The 16221-nt window shown below is 64.0% G+C and carries 15 protein-coding genes; 14 read left to right on the top strand and 1 reads right to left on the bottom strand.

Translation table 11 applies throughout. From position 1 onward, the window contains the following. Positions 1 to 94 precede the first annotated feature (94 nt). The 7 genes from AABA48_RS10540 to AABA48_RS10570 all read left to right on the top strand — a co-directional run bounded on the left by AABA48_RS10540 (position 95) and on the right by AABA48_RS10570 (position 7891). Positions 95 to 868, top strand: coding sequence for an MlaE family ABC transporter permease (locus AABA48_RS10540; RefSeq protein ID WP_045668052.1), 774 nt, complete (start codon positions 95 to 97; stop codon positions 866 to 868). 3 nt (positions 869 to 871) lie between these two features. Continuing rightward, a complete protein-coding gene (locus tag AABA48_RS10545) occupies positions 872 to 1618 on the top strand; it encodes an ABC transporter ATP-binding protein (protein ID WP_286350420.1) in 747 nt (248 codons plus the stop codon). Between the two features lie 12 nt (positions 1619 to 1630). Continuing rightward, positions 1631 to 2080, top strand: a complete 450-nt coding sequence (gene mlaD / locus AABA48_RS10550; RefSeq protein ID WP_045668050.1) for an outer membrane lipid asymmetry maintenance protein MlaD — start codon at positions 1631 to 1633, stop codon at positions 2078 to 2080. Between the two features lie 46 nt (positions 2081 to 2126). Next, the gene (locus tag AABA48_RS10555; protein ID WP_286350421.1) at positions 2127 to 3485 is read left to right on the top strand and encodes a TolC family protein; all 1359 of its coding nucleotides are present in this window, start codon (positions 2127 to 2129) and stop codon (positions 3483 to 3485) included. 21 nt (positions 3486 to 3506) lie between these two features. Further along, positions 3507 to 4109 carry an MlaC/ttg2D family ABC transporter substrate-binding protein gene (locus AABA48_RS10560; RefSeq protein WP_286350422.1) on the top strand — a complete coding sequence of 201 codons (603 nt, stop codon included), beginning with the start codon at positions 3507 to 3509 and terminating at the stop codon, positions 4107 to 4109. Positions 4110 to 4263: 154 nt separating this feature from the next. Next, positions 4264 to 6510, top strand: coding sequence for a sensor histidine kinase (locus AABA48_RS10565; RefSeq protein ID WP_286350423.1), 2247 nt, complete (start codon positions 4264 to 4266; stop codon positions 6508 to 6510). A gap of 10 nt (positions 6511 to 6520) precedes the next feature. Continuing rightward, positions 6521 to 7891 (top strand): sigma-54-dependent transcriptional regulator, encoded by a 1371-nt coding sequence (locus tag AABA48_RS10570; RefSeq protein WP_286350424.1) that lies wholly within the window; start codon positions 6521 to 6523, stop codon positions 7889 to 7891. Positions 7892 to 7966: 75 nt separating this feature from the next. Here the strand turns inward: AABA48_RS10570 and AABA48_RS10575 are convergent, their stop codons facing one another. Beyond that, positions 7967 to 9367, bottom strand: a complete 1401-nt coding sequence (locus AABA48_RS10575; protein ID WP_286350425.1) for an OmpA family protein — start codon at positions 9365 to 9367, stop codon at positions 7967 to 7969. 193 nt (positions 9368 to 9560) lie between these two features. Between AABA48_RS10575 and AABA48_RS10580 the strand changes: the two genes are divergently transcribed. From AABA48_RS10580 to ppsA, 7 genes are all read left to right on the top strand, one after another. Then, the gene (locus AABA48_RS10580) at positions 9561 to 10106 is read left to right on the top strand and encodes a beta-class carbonic anhydrase (protein ID WP_010941475.1); all 546 of its coding nucleotides are present in this window, start codon (positions 9561 to 9563) and stop codon (positions 10104 to 10106) included. Between the two features lie 22 nt (positions 10107 to 10128). Beyond that, the gene (locus AABA48_RS10585; RefSeq protein ID WP_286350426.1) at positions 10129 to 11091 is read left to right on the top strand and encodes a diguanylate cyclase; all 963 of its coding nucleotides are present in this window, start codon (positions 10129 to 10131) and stop codon (positions 11089 to 11091) included. Positions 11092 to 11531: 440 nt separating this feature from the next. Then, positions 11532 to 11789 carry a citrate lyase holo-[acyl-carrier protein] synthase gene (locus AABA48_RS10590; protein WP_286350427.1) on the top strand — a complete coding sequence of 86 codons (258 nt, stop codon included), beginning with the start codon at positions 11532 to 11534 and terminating at the stop codon, positions 11787 to 11789. After that, a complete protein-coding gene (locus AABA48_RS10595; RefSeq protein ID WP_286350428.1) occupies positions 11761 to 12645 on the top strand; it encodes a triphosphoribosyl-dephospho-CoA synthase in 885 nt (294 codons plus the stop codon). Before AABA48_RS10590 ends, AABA48_RS10595 begins: the two co-directional genes overlap by 29 nt. 43 nt (positions 12646 to 12688) lie before the next feature. Then, the gene (locus AABA48_RS10600; RefSeq protein ID WP_286350429.1) at positions 12689 to 13081 is read left to right on the top strand and encodes an FxsA family protein; all 393 of its coding nucleotides are present in this window, start codon (positions 12689 to 12691) and stop codon (positions 13079 to 13081) included. A gap of 88 nt (positions 13082 to 13169) precedes the next feature. After that, a complete protein-coding gene (gene wrbA, locus AABA48_RS10605) occupies positions 13170 to 13781 on the top strand; it encodes an NAD(P)H:quinone oxidoreductase (RefSeq protein ID WP_286350430.1) in 612 nt (203 codons plus the stop codon). Positions 13782 to 13802: 21 nt separating this feature from the next. Further along, on the top strand, positions 13803 to 16220 hold the full coding sequence (ppsA, locus tag AABA48_RS10610; protein ID WP_324311710.1) for a phosphoenolpyruvate synthase: 2418 nt from the start codon (positions 13803 to 13805) through the stop codon (positions 16218 to 16220). The last annotated feature ends 1 nt before the right edge of the window (position 16221 follow it).

The raw sequence follows: 16221 nt of genomic DNA on the forward strand, positions 1-16221 counted from the left end.
AGCCCCCCAGGCCGCGATGAGCGAGGCCTAACGCTTTACTTTGCGCGGTTTGCGCGTATACTGTGACCCGTCAATCACACATCCGGAGCGTTCCTTGCTGGTATCATCCATTGAAAAGATCGGCGCCCTCACCCTCTCCGTGGTGGGGGAGATGGGGAAGATGCTCATCTTCCTCACCCATGCCCTGATCAACATCGTGATCAGGCCCGGCAAGCCGATCCACATCTACAAGCAGATCCACTTCATCGGCGCCAAATCGCTCTTCGTCATCGTTCTGACCGCCGCCTTCACGGGGATGGTGCTGGGGCTCCAGGGGTACTACTCCCTGGCCAAGTTCGGTTCCGAAGGGATGCTCGGCTCGGCCGTGGCCCTCTCCCTCATCCGGGAACTGGGGCCGGTCCTCTCGGCCCTCATGGTGGTGGGCCGGGCCGGCAGCGCCATCACCGCCGAGATCGGCATCAAGAAGATAACGGAGCAGATCGACGCCCTGAAGACCATGGCCCTGGAGCCGTTCAAGTATCTGGTCTCCCCCAAGATCCTGGCGGCCCTGGTGGCGCTGCCGCTGCTCTGCGCCATCTTCGACGTGGTCGGCATCTATGGCGGCTACGTGGTGGGGGTGAAACTCCTGGGGGTCAACCCGGGCGCCTACTTCTCCGAGATGGAGCGGAGCGTGGAATGGAAGGACGTCTGGTCGGGCATCGTAAAATCGTTCTCCTTCGGCGGCATCATCGCCTGGGTCTGCTGCTACAAGGGATACCACGCCAGCCGCGGCGCAGAGGGGGTATCGCGGGCCACCACCGAGGCGGTGGTCATGTCGTCGGTGCTGGTGCTCATCTGGGACTACTTCCTGACTTCAGTTATGTTATAGGCCATGATCAGACTCGTTGACGTCCATAAATCATTCGGCAGCCAGGTGGTGCTCGACGGCCTCACCATGGATATCCCGGAAGGGAAGATCACCGCGGTGATCGGCCCCAGCGGCGAGGGGAAGAGCGTGCTGCTCAAGCACATGATCGGCCTCATGAAACCGGACCGGGGCGAGGTGTTCGTGGAAGGCGAGAACATCACCACCATGCGCCGCTACCAGATGAACCGTGTCTGGGAGAAGTTCGGCATGCTGTTCCAGAACGCGGCCCTGTTCGACTCCCTGACCGTGTTCGAGAACGTGGCCTTCCCCCTGGAGGAGAAGACCCATCTGAACCGCTCGGAGATCAGCGACCGGGTCCACGATGCGCTGGAGCACGTGGGACTCAGGAACGTGGACAAGAAATTCCCCGACGAACTGTCCGGTGGCATGAAGAAGCGGGTGGGGCTGGCGCGGGCCCTTCTCCTGAACCCGCGGATCATCCTGTTCGACGAACCGACCACCGGCCTCGACCCCATCATATGCCGGGCCATCCACGAACTGATCCGGAGGACCCACGAGCGGTTCGGTTACACGGCGGTCATCGTTTCCCACGAAATCCCGGAGATCTTCGACATCTCCGAGAACGTGGCAATGCTCTACCGGGGCAAGATCATCGAGCAGGGCACGTCGGAGGATATCCGGCGCTCGGAGCATCCGGTGGTGCGGCAGTTCATCAGCGGCAGCCTCGAAGGCCCCATCCAGCTCATCTGAAAAGGTAGACCCATGAAAAGAGTCACTCTCGAACTCATTGTCGGCATATTCGTCCTGATCGGCATCCTCTGCCTTGCCTGGCTCTCCGTCAAGCTGGGACAGATGGAGCTGCTGGGCGGGGACCACTACCAGGTCTCAGCGGATTTCGATTCGGTATCGGGCCTCAAGAAAGGCGCCGCCGTCGAAATAGCCGGAGTAGAGGTCGGCCGGGTCGACCGGATCGAGCTCGACTCCTCCAGCGACCGGGCACGGGTCGACCTGCGGATCAGGGACGGCGTCAAGCTCCAGGACGACGTCATCGCCTCGGTCCGGACCAGCGGCATCATCGGCGACAAATTCATCAAGCTCAAGCCCGGGGGATCGGACAAACTGCTGGCCGACGGCGGTCGCATCCGCGACACGGAATCGGCCGTGGACCTGGAAGAGCTCCTGAGCAAGTACATCCACGGAAACGTCGAATAAATTGGGACGCAGGAATTCAACCGGACACCTGACGGAGGGACCAACCATGAAGGCACTCAGACGGACGGCTCTCGCACTGGCCGTAACGCTCCTGCCGCTGGCAGCGGCGTGGGGCGCCGACGCCGGCGCCGGGACGAAGCTCACCCTCGACGACTGCATCAAGAAGGCGCTGACCGCCGCCCCCGAGCTGGGCGAGGCCCAGGCGGACATCGACGCCACCTCGGCAAAACTGGACGAAGCCAAGGCCCACCGCTATCCCCAGATCGAATTCCTGGGCCTCATCGGCCCGGTGCCCCAGGCACGGGGCAACCAGGTCTACTCGCCGGACGGCATCAACGACACCGAGCGCTGGACCTGGTTCCAGCGGGGCGACGCCACCCTGGTCCAGCCCCTCTACACCTTCGGCAAGATTTCCGAGAACATGAAGGCCGCCAGCCACGGCATCGAGGTCGACCGGGCCAGGAAGGACCAGAAGGGCACCGACGTGGCGCTCCAGGTCAAGGAGTACTACTACGGTATCCTCCTGGCCCGGGAGCTGAGGGAACTGGTCCTGGAGGCGCGCGACATTCTGGACGACGCCAAGACCAAGGCCCGCAAGCTGATCGACAAGGGGTCCCCCAACGCCGACGAACTGGACATCTACAAGCTCGACGCCTTCCGGGGCGAAGTGGCCAAATACCTGGAGGAGGCCACCAAAGGCGAGCAGCTTGCCCTGGCCGCCCTCAAGACCCGCATGGGGCTCCCCCCCGCCGAAGCGGTCGACATCGACGCCGAACGGCTTCAGTCCGCCGGTGCCACCCTGGGCGACCTGACTGCCTACGTGGAAGAGGCCCGGACCCGGCGGCCGGAGTTCCGCCAGCTCAACGAGGGGATCAAGGCCCGCGAAGCCCTGGTAGAGGCGGCAAAGGCCAACTACTGGCCCGACCTCTTCCTGGGGGGCTACGTCTCCGCCGCCTACGCCGACAAGCGGACCCGCATCGACAATCCCTTTGTGCCCGACGATTTCAACCACGTCTGGGCCGGCATCGCGCTGGGGGTGAAGTGGAAGCTCGACTTCGGCATCACCGGCGCCAAGGTGGCGGGCGAACGGGCCCAGTACAACCGGCTCCTCTCCACCAAGGCCTACGCCGACGAGTTCATCCCGCTCCAGATCCGCAAGGCGTGGCTCGAGGCCAGGGAGGCCGAGGCGAGCGCCGCCGCCATGAAAGAGGCATACACCAACGCCAAGCGCTGGGTGGTGGCCTCGGTGGCCAACTATGACTTCGGCGTCGGACCGGCCCAGGAGATCTTCGACGGGCTCCAGAACTACGCCCGCATGCGCGCCGCCTATTTCCAGGCCATCTACAACCAGAACATGGCCCTGGCCCGGCTCGACCACGCCGTGGGCCAGGCGCCGCTTAACTGAGCACCAGGAGGTCTCTGCTCCATGAAATGGATCCTGCTTCCCATCCTCTTCGTCACTCTGGCCGTCTCCGGCACCGCCCTGGCCCAGCCCTCGCCCACCGAGACGGTGAAGAAGACCGTTGACGACGTCATCAAAATCGTCTCTGACAAGGAACTGAAAAAGCCCCAGAACGAAAAACGGCGCCGCCAGGAGATCAAGCGGGCCATCGGCGCGGTGTTCGATTCCGCCGAAATGGCCCAGCGGGCCATGGCGCGCCACTGGCGCGACCGAAACGCCGCCGAGAAGAAGGAGTTAGTGGAGCTTTTTGAAAATCTGCTCGAGAACTCCTACGCCGGCAAGATCGAGTCCTACAACCAGGAGAAGGTGGTGTACCTGAAGGAGGCCATCGACGGCGACTATGCCGAGGTCAGGAGCAAAATCGTCACTGCCCGGCGCGACGAGTACTCTCTCGACTACCGCCTCATGCTCAAGGGCGGCAAGTGGGTGGCCTACGACATCGTCATCGAAGGGGTCAGCCTCGTCTCCAACTACCGGACCCAGTTCAACAAGATCATCACCAACCAGGGGTACGCTGAACTGGTGAAAAAGCTGCGCTCCAAGAACCAGGAGATCAGCATGCCGTAAGCGTGGCGGCCCTTGGCACATCGAGGCGGGGAGAGGCCACTCTCCCCGTTTTTTCATCCGGGGAGCATTTCTCCAGCCACATCAACTCCTTGCATAATCCGCTGTGTTCCGCTAGAGTGTGACTGTTGCATTTATGCCACACTTCGGACGACCCATGGACAAACAGACCACGGACAGTACGCCTGCCGCAACACCAGCCGAACGGGAACGGATCAAGCGGCGCCGCGAAGGGATCGTCATCGCCCTGTCGGTGCTCCTGATCCTGGTCCTGACCCGGGTGGAGATCCACCTGTCGCGCATCAGCTCCGATGTGCCGATGGGGAGCAACTTCCTGATCTTCGGCGTCATCAACGTCATCATCCTTCTGATTATCCTCCTGATCTACCTCCTGTTCCGCAACGTGGCAAAACTACTGATGGAGCGACGGGGCAAGGCCCTGGGGGCCAACCTGCGCACGAAGCTCGTCATCGCATTCGTGAGCCTTTCCATCATCCCCACCATGCTCCTGTTCTTCGTCTCGGCCACCTACGTGAACCAGAGCATCCGCAACTGGTTCAACACCCAGATCGAAAACTCCCTCTCCGAATCGCTGGAGGTTGCCCAGACCTACTACAAGAATTCGGCGGCCAACGCCCTCTACTACGGCAACCAGATCAGCGCCATCATCCGCGACCAGCGTCTGCTCAACGACGAGAACCTGCCGCTGATGAAGGAACTGATCCGCCAGAAGCAGAAGGAGTACAACCTGGGGATCGTGGAGGTCTACTCGGCCCAGAACGAGGAACTGGTCCGCGCCGCGAACCCGGGGCTCCCGCTGGGGGAGTTCACCAACCCCTCCTCCGAGGACATCAGGCAGGGGCTCGACGGCAAAGAACTGACCCGGGTCAACACGGTGGGCAAGGCCGACCTCATCCGCGGCATCGTGCCGATCTATTCCACCTACCGCGCCGATGAGGTGGTGGGGGCGGTGGTGGTCAACTACTTCGTCCCCTACTCCCTGGTGGAGAAGATGCGGGAGATCACCTCCTCCTACGAGCAGTTTCGCCAGCTCAAGATCCTGAAGAATCCCATCCGGTCCGGCTACATCCTGGCACTGTTCCTGATCACCATGGTGATCATCTTCCTGGCGGTCTGGTTCGGACTCCACCTGGCCAACAGCCTCACCACGCCGATTCAGGAACTGGCCGAGGCGACCCGTCAGGTGGCCGAGGGAAACCTGGACATCCGCCTGGGCCAGCGGACCGACGATGAGCTGGGCATGCTGGTGGCCGCCTTCAACAAGATGACCGACGACCTGCGGAGCAACCAGCTGGCCCTGAAAAACGCCAACGACGAGTTGTCGCGCAGCAACCAGGAACTGGAACAGCGGCGGCGCCACATGGAAATTGTGCTCCGCAACGTGGCTGCCGGGGTCATCGCCGTGGACCGGGGGGGGACGATCACCACCATCAACCCCTCCGCGGCCCGGCTCCTGCAGATCGACACGCCCCGGGCCGTGGGCCACAACTTCCGGGAGGTGCTCAAGGGAGAACAGCTCGACATCGTGAAGGGGGTCCTGCGGGACATGGTCATGGCCAAGAAGGACAGCATCAGCCGCCAGATCACGGTGCCGGTGCGGGACAGCCGGGCCACATTCCTCTTCAACCTGTCGGTGCTGCGGGACGAGAACGGCGAATTCCTCGGCACCGTGGTGGTCTTCGACGACATGACCCAGTTGATCAAGGCCCAGCGGATGGCCGCCTGGCGCGAGGTGGCCCGCCGCATCGCCCACGAGATCAAGAATCCGCTGACCCCGATCCAGCTCTCGGCCCAGCGGCTGCGCAAACGCTACCTTCCCCGCTTCGGCGACGAGGACCGGGTCTTTGACGAGTGCACGGCCATGATCGTCAAGTCCGTTGACGAACTGAAGACCCTGGTGGACGAGTTCTCCAACTTCGCCCGGATGCCTGCGGCCCATCCCTCCCCCAACGACCTGAACGCCGTCATCCGCGAGGCGGTCACCCTGTTCCGGGAAGGGCACCGTGGCGTCGCGTTCGGCTTCAGCGCCGACGATCGGCTGCCCCAGCTGCAGCTGGACCGGGACCAGATCAAGCGGGTCTTCATCAACCTCCTGGACAACGCCGTGGCGGCCATGGGGGGGGCGGGCGAGGTCCGGATCATGAGCCGCTTCGATCCGGAACTGAAAATGGCGGTGGTGACCCTGGCCGATACGGGACCGGGCATCCCCCCGGAGGACAAGACGCGGGTCTTCGAGCCCTACTTCTCCACCAAGGCGTCGGGCACCGGCCTGGGGCTCGCCATCGTCAGCAGCATCATCACCGACCATCACGGGTTCATCCGGGTGCGGGACAACGAGCCCCGGGGGACCAAGTTCGTCATCGAACTGCCTGTGACGGGATAGAGAGGATTACGTGAACGAAACGATACTCGTCGTGGACGACGAACAGGACATCCGCACGGCCCTGGCCGGCATTCTGGAGGACGAGGGGTACCGGACCGCCTTCGCGCGCGACGGCGTCGAGGCCCTGGAGACGGTCCAGAAGGATCGGCCCGACCTGGTGCTTTTGGACATCTGGATGCCCAGGCTGGACGGCATGGAGACCCTCCAACGGCTCAAGGCGGCCGACCCCGGCCTCACGGTGGTCATGATGTCGGGCCACGGCACCATTGAAACGGCAGTGAAGTCCACCAAAATGGGTGCCTTCGACTTCATCGAGAAGCCCCTCTCCCTGGAGAAGATCCTGGTCACGGTCCGCAACGGCCTGGACGCAGGACGGCTCCGGGCCGAGAACGATTCGCTGCGTGCCCTGAGCTTCAGGGGACACGAGATCATGGGGGAGTCGGAGGCCATGGGCCGGCTGCGGGAGCAAGTCCGGCTGGCCGGCCCGGCGGACGCGCCGGTGCTCATCACCGGCGAAAACGGGGCCGGCAAGGAACTGGCGGCCCGGTCGCTGCACTACCACAGTTCCCGCCGCGACCGGCCCTTCGTGGAACTCGACTGCGCCGCCCTGCCCGAAGAACTCATCGAGAGCGAGCTCTTCGGCCACGAAAAGGGCTTTGCCGGCGCCGCGACCCAGAAAAAGGGGAAGCTCGACCTGGCAAACGGCGGCACCATGTTTCTGGATGAGATCGGCGACATGCCGCCCCGCGCCCAGGCGAAGCTCCTGCGCCTCATCCAGGAGCGTAAATTCGAGCGGGCCGGTGGAACCAGGTCCATTGAGGCGGACGTGCGCATCATGGCCGCCAGCACGAAGAATCTGGAGGAAGAGGTCCGGGCGGGCCGCTTCAGCCCCGACCTGTTCTACCGGCTGAACGTGGTCAGCCTCGCGGTGCCGCCGCTACGGGAGCGGCAGGAAGACATCGTGCCGCTGGTAGAGCACTTCCTCGACATCTTCGCCCGCCGGGAGAGCCAGGAACGCAAAACCATGCCTCCCGAAGCCTTGGCCATCCTGGCCCGGCACGACTGGCCCGGCAACGTGCGGGAGCTGCGCACCATCGTGGAGCGGCTCGTCATCATGACCCCGGGGCGGGTGATCACCCCTGACCGGATTCCCCCGTCGATTGGCGAAGGCGCGGGCCGCGAGGGAGTTCTGCCCCGAAGCGAAGCCGCCCTGGAACCCTCGTCGCTCCGGGAGGCACGGGAAGAATTCGAGCGGGAATTCATCATCCAAAAACTTGAGGAGTACGGCTGGAACATCTCGCGCACCGCCGACGCCATCGAGCTGGAGCGGAGCAACCTCTACCGCAAGATGAAGAGTTACGGGATCGACGCTAAAAAATGACGGGCAGATCCTTTCGCTCGAAAAAGGGCCGTCTTCCCATGGGGGAGACGGCCCTTTTTCTTCAGATCGCGGCCGCTACTTCTTGATCACGCAGTCGATGATGGCGTTGATCCGCCGGTTGAGGGCCCGGCCCTCGGCCGTGGAGTTGTAGGCGATGGGCCGGCTGAAGCCGTATCCCTTGGCGGAGAGGCGCGAACGTTCGATGCCGAAGTGTTCGACCAGGGAATTGACTACCGCCTCGGCCCTGCGCTGGGAGAGCTTCATGTTGTGGTCGGCGGTGCCGACCCGGTCGGTATGCCCTTCGATGATTGCCGTGGTAGTAGGATTCCGCGTCATGAAATCGCCCACCTTGGCGATCTCTCCGCGGTATTGGGGCTTGATGTCCCACTTGTCCGTGTCGAACTGGACCTTCAGGGCGATGCAGAGCCGGTCAGGCAGGGCCGCGATGACCTTGGGGTCCTCCAGGGCGCAGTCGATGATCGCCTCGATCCGGCGGTTGCGCTGTTTGCCCGCCTCGGTGGAATTGTCGGCGATGGGGCGGGTCTTGCCGAAGCCCCGGGCGGAGAGGCGCGCCCTGTCTATCCCGAAATTGTCCACCAGGTAGTTGACCACGCTTTCGGCGCGCCGTTGGGAAAGTCTCATGTTGTAGGCGTCGTCCCCCACATTATCGGTGTGCCCCTCAATCACGGCCGTGGTCGAGGGATACTCCTTCAGGAAGTCAGCCACCCGCTTCACTTCGTCGTGGTACTGGGGACGGACGTTGGCCTTGTCGATGTCGAACTCCATGTTGAGGGTGATGCAGTACTTCATGAGGCCCGGCGTCGGCTCGGCAGCCATGGGGAGCGGCGCCGACTCGGGTTCGACGGCAGGGGCGGGCTCCGGAGCCGGCGGTGCGGGCGCAGCCTGCGGCGCCGGAACGGCCCTGGCCGCCGGGGCGGCTCCGCCGAACAGGTAGCTCAAGCCAACCGTGTACTCGACGTTGCTGTACGAATATCCCAGATCAAAGATGCCCCGCACGTCGCCCCGCACCGCCACGACGTCGGTGATGAAGTACTTGACCCCGCCGCCGTAGGTGAGGATGCCGTCCGTGCGATCCCGGCCGTTGGAACCGGCGGCGTAGTCGAGGGTCGTCCCGCCCGCGCCGACCGCCAGGAACGGCACAAGGGAGCTTTCCGGCATGAAATGGTAGAGCCCCTCAAGCCGGTAGGTGTAGGAGTCCACGTCGACCTGGCTGCCCTTGGTCTCCTCGGCCGGAGAGAAGCCGAACACGGTCTCCACCCCCCAGGCTTGGGTAAGGTTGTATCCGCCCCGGATGCCGAAGGTGGGCGCTGTGCGGATGTGCTGCTCCCCGTCGAAGGTATAGCCTCCGAAATAGGGACTGAGTGAAAAGAAACCGGCCCTGTTCTCCGCGGCTGCCGTCGACGCGACCAGCAGGGCGACGGCAAACGCGACACCAACGATGGTTCTCACCTTCATGGCGACCTCCCTGTAGACAGGCAACGGATATCGGGATCAAATCCCTTTCAAACCTTACCAGCGCACGGCAAATTGTCAAACTACGTCGCAGAGTTACACGCTATCACCCTCTGCAGTGGCAGGAGAAACCCATTGACAGGAGGGACGGCCGCCGGTATATATGGCGTCGCTCAAACCTGTGCGAGGAAATGCCATGACCCTTCTCGACACCATTCTGGACGCAAACAGAAAGTTCGTCCGCCCCGGCGCGTTCCCCCCCCTGGCCAAGAACCCGAAAAAACAGTTCGCCATCTTCACCTGCATGGACACGCGCCTGGTGGATTTCCTGGAACCAGCCATGGGAATCAGGCGGGGCGACGCGAAGGTCATCAAGAACGCCGGCAACACCATCGTGGATCCCATCAGCGGCGGCGTCATCAGGAGTCTCGTGGCGGCGGTGTTCATGCTCGGCGTCGAGGAAATCTTCGTCATCGGCCACCGGGACTGCGGCATGGCGGCGGTGGATTCCGGCGACCTCAGACAGCGGATGGTGGCGCGCGGCATAGACCCCTCCGTCATCGAAGCCCAGGTGCCTGATCTGGCCCAGTGGATGGGTGCATTTTCGTGCCCCGAGGAAAACGTGGCCCGCGTCACGTCGGTGATCCGCCAGAACCCCCTCATCCCGCGGGATGTACCGGTCCACGGCCTCATCTTCTGCCCCAACGACGGCCATCTTGAAGTAATCGTCAGGGGATACTGATCCCCCGGTTCGCGAGGATCCCATGCCCAGGAACCACCTGCCGTTCAGCGCCGGCGAACTGGAAGCGCTGCCCCTGTTCCGCTTCGTTCCTCTCGAATGCATCGAAGGCATTCTTGAGCACAGTCGCGTGGTCACCCTGGAGCGGAGCGAGCGTTTCGAGCCGGCCGGCCCTCTGGGCCAAACCATCCACCTGATCCTGGACGGCCGCCTGGCCCTCTACTACGACGTCCGGGAGCGGGACGACACGCCCCTGCACCTGGAGCGGGGCGACATCGTCGGCCAAAGCCTCGTTTCCGGCGAGCCCGAAGTCCCCTGCACCCTCGTGGCCGCTGAAGACACGCGGCTCATGATCCTGGAAGAGGATCTGATCTGGTCCCTGGCCCAGGCGTCCCACGCAGCCGCCTGCAACCTGCTCGGCATCCTTCTGCGCGGCAGGGGAGGCTCTCCCCAGGAAAGCTTTTCGGGCACCGTGCGCGACTACGCCCTCCGCAACCAGGCAGTGGTGGACCCCCTTACCGGTTTCCAGAGCAGACGCTGGCTCGAGGGAATCCTCTCGCGGCAGGTGGATCGCTTCACCGCCAGCGGCCGTCCCCTGTCCCTGGTGATGATCGACATCGACGGCTTTCGCGCGTTCAACGAGCGCCACGGTCGCGCCGGCGGCGACCGGGCCCTGCACGACGTCGCCAAAACCCTCCGGAACTCCCTCCGCCCCGGCGAGCTGGTGGCGCGCTACGGCGGCGACACCTTCGCGGTGCTCCTCCCCGAAACGGAACCATCCACAGCATGGATGATCGCGGACCGGCTCAGGCAACGCCTGATGCGCACCGTCATCGACATGGGGGACGGTGCCATGCTGCCGCCGCTCTCCATTTCGGCGGGAGTGGCCGAAGCCACTCCGGGCATCGACGGAGCCACTCTTGCGGAAAACGCGCTGGCGGCGCTCGACAGGGCAAAGGCAGCGGGGGGCAACACCGTTTCCCGCTAGTCTCCCGACCGGTTCCTCCCTTCTCGCAATTTTGTTATGTGATCGGAGCCGGCAGCGGTCACAAGGGCAGACATTGCGAAAGTGCCGGTCAGCCGGGCCACGAGCCGCCTCTCACCTCTTTTAATGTATACACGTTATTATTTCCACAGCCTCCATGCTACAATACGCAACGATATTCACCGACATCAAATTGTCGGCCCAGTCGGAGTGGTGGAGCGCACCATGGACGTACCCCCGAAAACGTGGCGCGGATGCGCCGTTCTTCGTCCCGGCCTTTCCGCACGGCGCCGGGAGGTGCTTTCCCTCTACCTGGATGCCGGCTACCCGACCACCCTGATCCTCTCCCTGGCGATGCCGGAGGGTGATCTCGACGACCGGAACGAAGCAGTCCTGTCTATTACCTTCCGGAATCTGGTGACAAGGACGATACATATGCTATTATGCACGTCCCTTTGGACGCGATTGAGGTTAAAAGACGCTGTATTGCCCTGGAGATGGGAACACCTTTTTCGCAGCTCATCGATCTGGATGTGTACGACGGCAGCGGAACCCGGATAAGCCGGGCGCTCCTCGGACTCACCCCTCGTCCTTGTCTCGCGTGCGGCCAACAGGCCGCCGACTGCATCCGCCACCGGCACCTCACCTCGGCGGAGATACCCGGGAGGCTCCATGAACTCCTCGCGCATCTTCGAGATTGAGCAGTTTGCCCAATCCCTCGTCAAGGGGGGGGCCATGGCACTCTATCTGACGCCGAAACCGGGGCTCGTGGACATGGCCGACCAAGGGTCCCACCCTGATCTTACACTCGACAAGATGGAGCGCTCGCTCCATATCCTGGGCGACTACCTGGCGGAGCTGATCCGTTCGCTTACCGACGGAGAGCGCTTCCTCTGTCAGGCCGTGATCGGTCGGCGGGCCGAAGAGGTCATGATGGAGGAGCTGGGCTCAAACACCCTCAAGGGCTACTTCTTCCTGAGCGGGCTTTTGCTGGTTGCCCGCTGGCGCTGCGACTCCGATAACGAAAAGCGGTTGAGCCGGGCGGTGTCCGAACTGGGCGAGGAATTCTTCGCCCTGCGCCGCGAGCAGGCAACCAACGGCCATACGGCCCGTTCCCGCTTCGGCACCGGCGGAGTCGTGCACGAGGTCCTGGACGGGCTCCCATCCCTGTTCACCTGTGCCGTGCCGGTGTATCTGGCGGCCATCGAACGGACCGGCTGCTTCACCAGCGCCTCCTTTGCCATGCTTGCCCGCCTCATGCAGACGGTGGACGACACCACCACCCTTCATCGCTGCGGCACCATGGGGCTGGCCCGGTTGCGGCGCGACGGCCAGACCCTGGAGCGGCTCATTGCCGAAAGGGGCGATCCTGTCGCGTTTCTCACGGAACTCAACCGCAAGTACGTGCGGATGAATCTCACCATGGGCGGCGTTGCCGACATCCTCGGCCTGGCCTATGGCTACCTCGTGGCCACGGGACGACTGGCGGGCGCGTCGGAAAGCACCCGCTCCAGATACTCCAAGCCGCGGCTGCGCCTCTGCATGGGCGACGCCTGAGGGCCGTCCCCGCGTCCCCGGCGCGCTGCCGCGCTCATCCTTCATGCTCCTGAGACTCTTCCTCATCTTCAGCATCGTCCCGATCATCGAGCTTTACCTCCTCATAAGGGTCGGCAAACTGATCGGTGCCCTGCCCACCGTGGCCCTGCTGCTGCTCATCAGCCTCGCCGGCGCCTGGCTGGTCCGCTCCCAGGGCTTCGTGATCCTTCGCCGCATCCAGGAAGAGCTGGCCATGGGGAGGCTCCCCGCCGCCGGACTGCTCGACGGCGCACTGGTTCTCCTGGGGGGGCTGCTCCTCCTGACCCCCGGTTTTTTCAGCGACGTGATCGGCCTGTTCTTCATCATTCCCCCCACCCGTGCCGTCATCAAGCAGTTCCTGGGCCTCTGGCTCCAGAACAGGCTCGCCCGCGGCCAGTTCGTCATCCGCCGGTCCTGAACCTCTCTCCGCCGCTTCGTTGCATCCCCGCCGGATTGCGATACGCTTTTTCCTGCTGGTCACCACTGTCGTCAGGAGGAGCTTTGTCATGAACGTACTCATTGTCTACTATTCCATGTACGGCCACATCCATCGTATGGCCGAAGCTGTGGCCGAGGGGGTCCGCGAGGTGCCCGGCGCCGAGGCGTTGCTCCGCCGCGTGCCAGAAACGCTGCCGCCCGAAGTGCTCGAGAAGATGGGCGCCGTCGAGCCCCAGAAGGCCTTTGCCCACATCCCGGTGGCCACGGTGGACGAGCTTACCTCGGCAGACGCCATCATCTTCGGCACACCAACCCGCTTCGGCAACATGTGCGGCCAGATGCGCCAGTTTCTGGACGCCACCGGCGGGCTCTGGGTGAAAGGCTCCCTCGTGGGCAAGGCCGCCGGCGTCTTTACCAGTTCCGCCACCCAGCACGGGGGCCAGGAATCCACCATCCTCACCTTCCACACCTTCCTCCTCCACCAGGGGATGGTCATCGTGGGCCTTCCCTATGCCTTTGCCGGCCAGACGCGGATCGACGAAATCACCGGCGGATCCCCCTACGGCGCCTCCACCATCGCCGGCGGCCAGGGGGAACGGATGCCGAGCGAGAACGATCTGGCCGGGGCCCGCTTCCAGGGCAGGTATGTGGCGCAGATCGCCGCCAAGCTGAACGGATAGGAAGCACAGGGAGGTTCTTCCATGTCCTGGATTCGCTGGTTCTCTGAAATAACCATTGACGATGTCCCCCTGGTCGGGGGCAAGAACGCATCCCTCGGCGAGATGTTCGGGGAGCTCAGGCCCCTGGGGGTGCGGATCCCCAACGGCTTCGCCATCACGGCGGAGGCTTACTGGCACCTGATCCGTTCAGCGGGGATCCTGGATGAAATGAAACGTACACTGGCGGAACTGGTCAAGGAGGACGTGGACGACCTGGCGCTCCGGGGGCGCCGGCTGCGGGAGTTGGTGTACGGCGCCCCCCTCCCCGGGGAATTGGCGGAAGAGATCAGAGAGGCCTACCGGGGACTCTGCGCCGAGTATGGCGATAACTGCGACGTGGCGGTCCGCAGCTCGGCCACGGCAGAAGATCTCCCCACCGCCTCCTTCGCGGGGCAGCAGGAGACCTACCTGAACGTCCGGGGCGAGGCGCAGCTGCTGGACGCCTGCCGCCGCTGCTTCGCCTCCCTCTTCACCGACCGGGCCATTTCATACCGCATCGACCAGGGGTTCGACCACTTCAAGGTGGGGCTCTCCGTGGGTGTCATGAAAATGGTCCGATCGGATCTCGCCTCCAGCGGGGTCATCTTCACCCTAGACACCGAGACCGGCTTCCGGGACACGGTTTTGATCACCGGCGCCTGGGGGTTGGGCGAGAACGTGGTCCAGGGAGCCGTGAACCCGGACGAGTTCACGGTCTTCAAGCCCACGCTCCGGCAGGGCTTCCGCCCCATCGTCCGGAGACGGCTGGGGGAAAAGAAAATCCGGATGATCTACGGCACCGGCACTTCCAAGCACCTGACCAAGAACGTGGAGGTGCCCCGGGAGGAACGGCGCCGCTTCTGCCTCAGCGACGACGAGGTGCTGGAGCTGGCCCGCCAGTCTCTCCTGATCGAGTCCCACTATGAGAGGCGGGCCGGCCGCGAGATGCCCATGGACATCGAATGGGCCAAGGACGGGGAGTCTGGCCGGCTCTTCATCGTCCAGGCCCGGCCCGAAACGGTGGAATCCCGCAAGCGGCTCGACTTCCTGGAAACCTACATCCTGGAGCAGAAGGGAGAGGTGCTGGCCACCGGCACCAGCGTGGGCGGAAAGATCGCCGCCGGCCCGGCCCGGGTCATCACCGACATCCACAGGCTGAGCGACTTCAGTCCCGGCGAGGTCCTGGTGGCCGACACCACCACCCCCGACTGGGAGCCGGTCATGAAGACCGCCGCGGCCATCGTCACCAACAAGGGGGGTCGCACCTGCCACGCCGCCATCGTCAGCCGCGAGCTGGGCATCCCGTCGGTGGTCGGCACCGGCGACGGGACCGAGCGGATCGCCAGCAACCGGGAGATAACGGTGAGCTGCGCCGAAGGGGAAGTGGGCAGAATCTACAGCGGCGAACTCCCCTTCCGGGTGGAGCGGGTTGACCTGGCCGGCATGCGGCGCCCCCGCACCAGGATCATGATGAACCTGGGCAATCCGGAGGAGGCCTTCTCCCTCTGCCGGATTCCCAACGACGGGGTCGGGCTCGCCCGGATGGAGTTCATCATCACCAACCATATCAAGATCCATCCCATGGCCCTGGTCCACCCCCTCCGGGTGGAGGACGAGGCGGCGCGGCGCGAGATCGCTCGCCTCACCGCCGGCCATGCCGACCCGCCCGCCTACTTTGTGGAAAAGCTCGCCGAGGGAATCGGCACCATTGCCGCCGCCTTTCATCCCAAACCGGTCATTGTCCGCATGAGCGACTTCAAGACCAACGAGTACGCCTCGCTCCTGGGGGGCCGGGCCTTTGAGCCCCACGAGGAGAACCCCATGATCGGCTTCCGGGGGGCGTCGCGCTACTACGACGAGCGCTACCGGGAGGGATTCGCCCTGGAGTGCCGGGCCCTGAAGCGGGTCCGGGACGAGATGGGGCTCGTTAACGTAATCCCCATGATCCCCTTCTGCCGGCGCATCGTGGAGGCGGAGAAGGTATTGGCCGAAATGGCGGCGAACGGCCTCGTGCGGGGCGAAAACGGCCTGGAGGTCTACGTCATGTGCGAGATCCCCAACAACGTCATCATGATCGACGAGTTCTCGCGGCTCTTCGACGGCTTTTCCATCGGCTCCAACGACCTGACCCAGCTCACCCTCGGCGTGGACCGGGACTCGGCCCTGGTGGCCCACGTCTTTGACGAGCGGGACCCGGGGGTCATGGAACTCATCGGCCGGGTGGTGGAGGGGGCGCGTCGCAACGGACGCCACAGCGGCATCTGCGGGCAGGCTCCCAGTGACTACCCCGAGTTCGCGGCCTTTCTCGTGGAGCAGGGAATCGACTCCATTTCGCTCAACCCCGATTCGATCCTCAAGATCACGATGCGGGTCCTGGAAATGGAGGAGCAGCTGGCGCAGCAGGGAAACAAGAGGAGTTAGA

The sequence above is a fragment of the Geobacter sp. 60473 genome, assembly GCF_036323535.1.
GTDB lineage: Bacteria > Desulfobacterota > Desulfuromonadia > Geobacterales > Geobacteraceae > Geobacter > Geobacter sulfurreducens.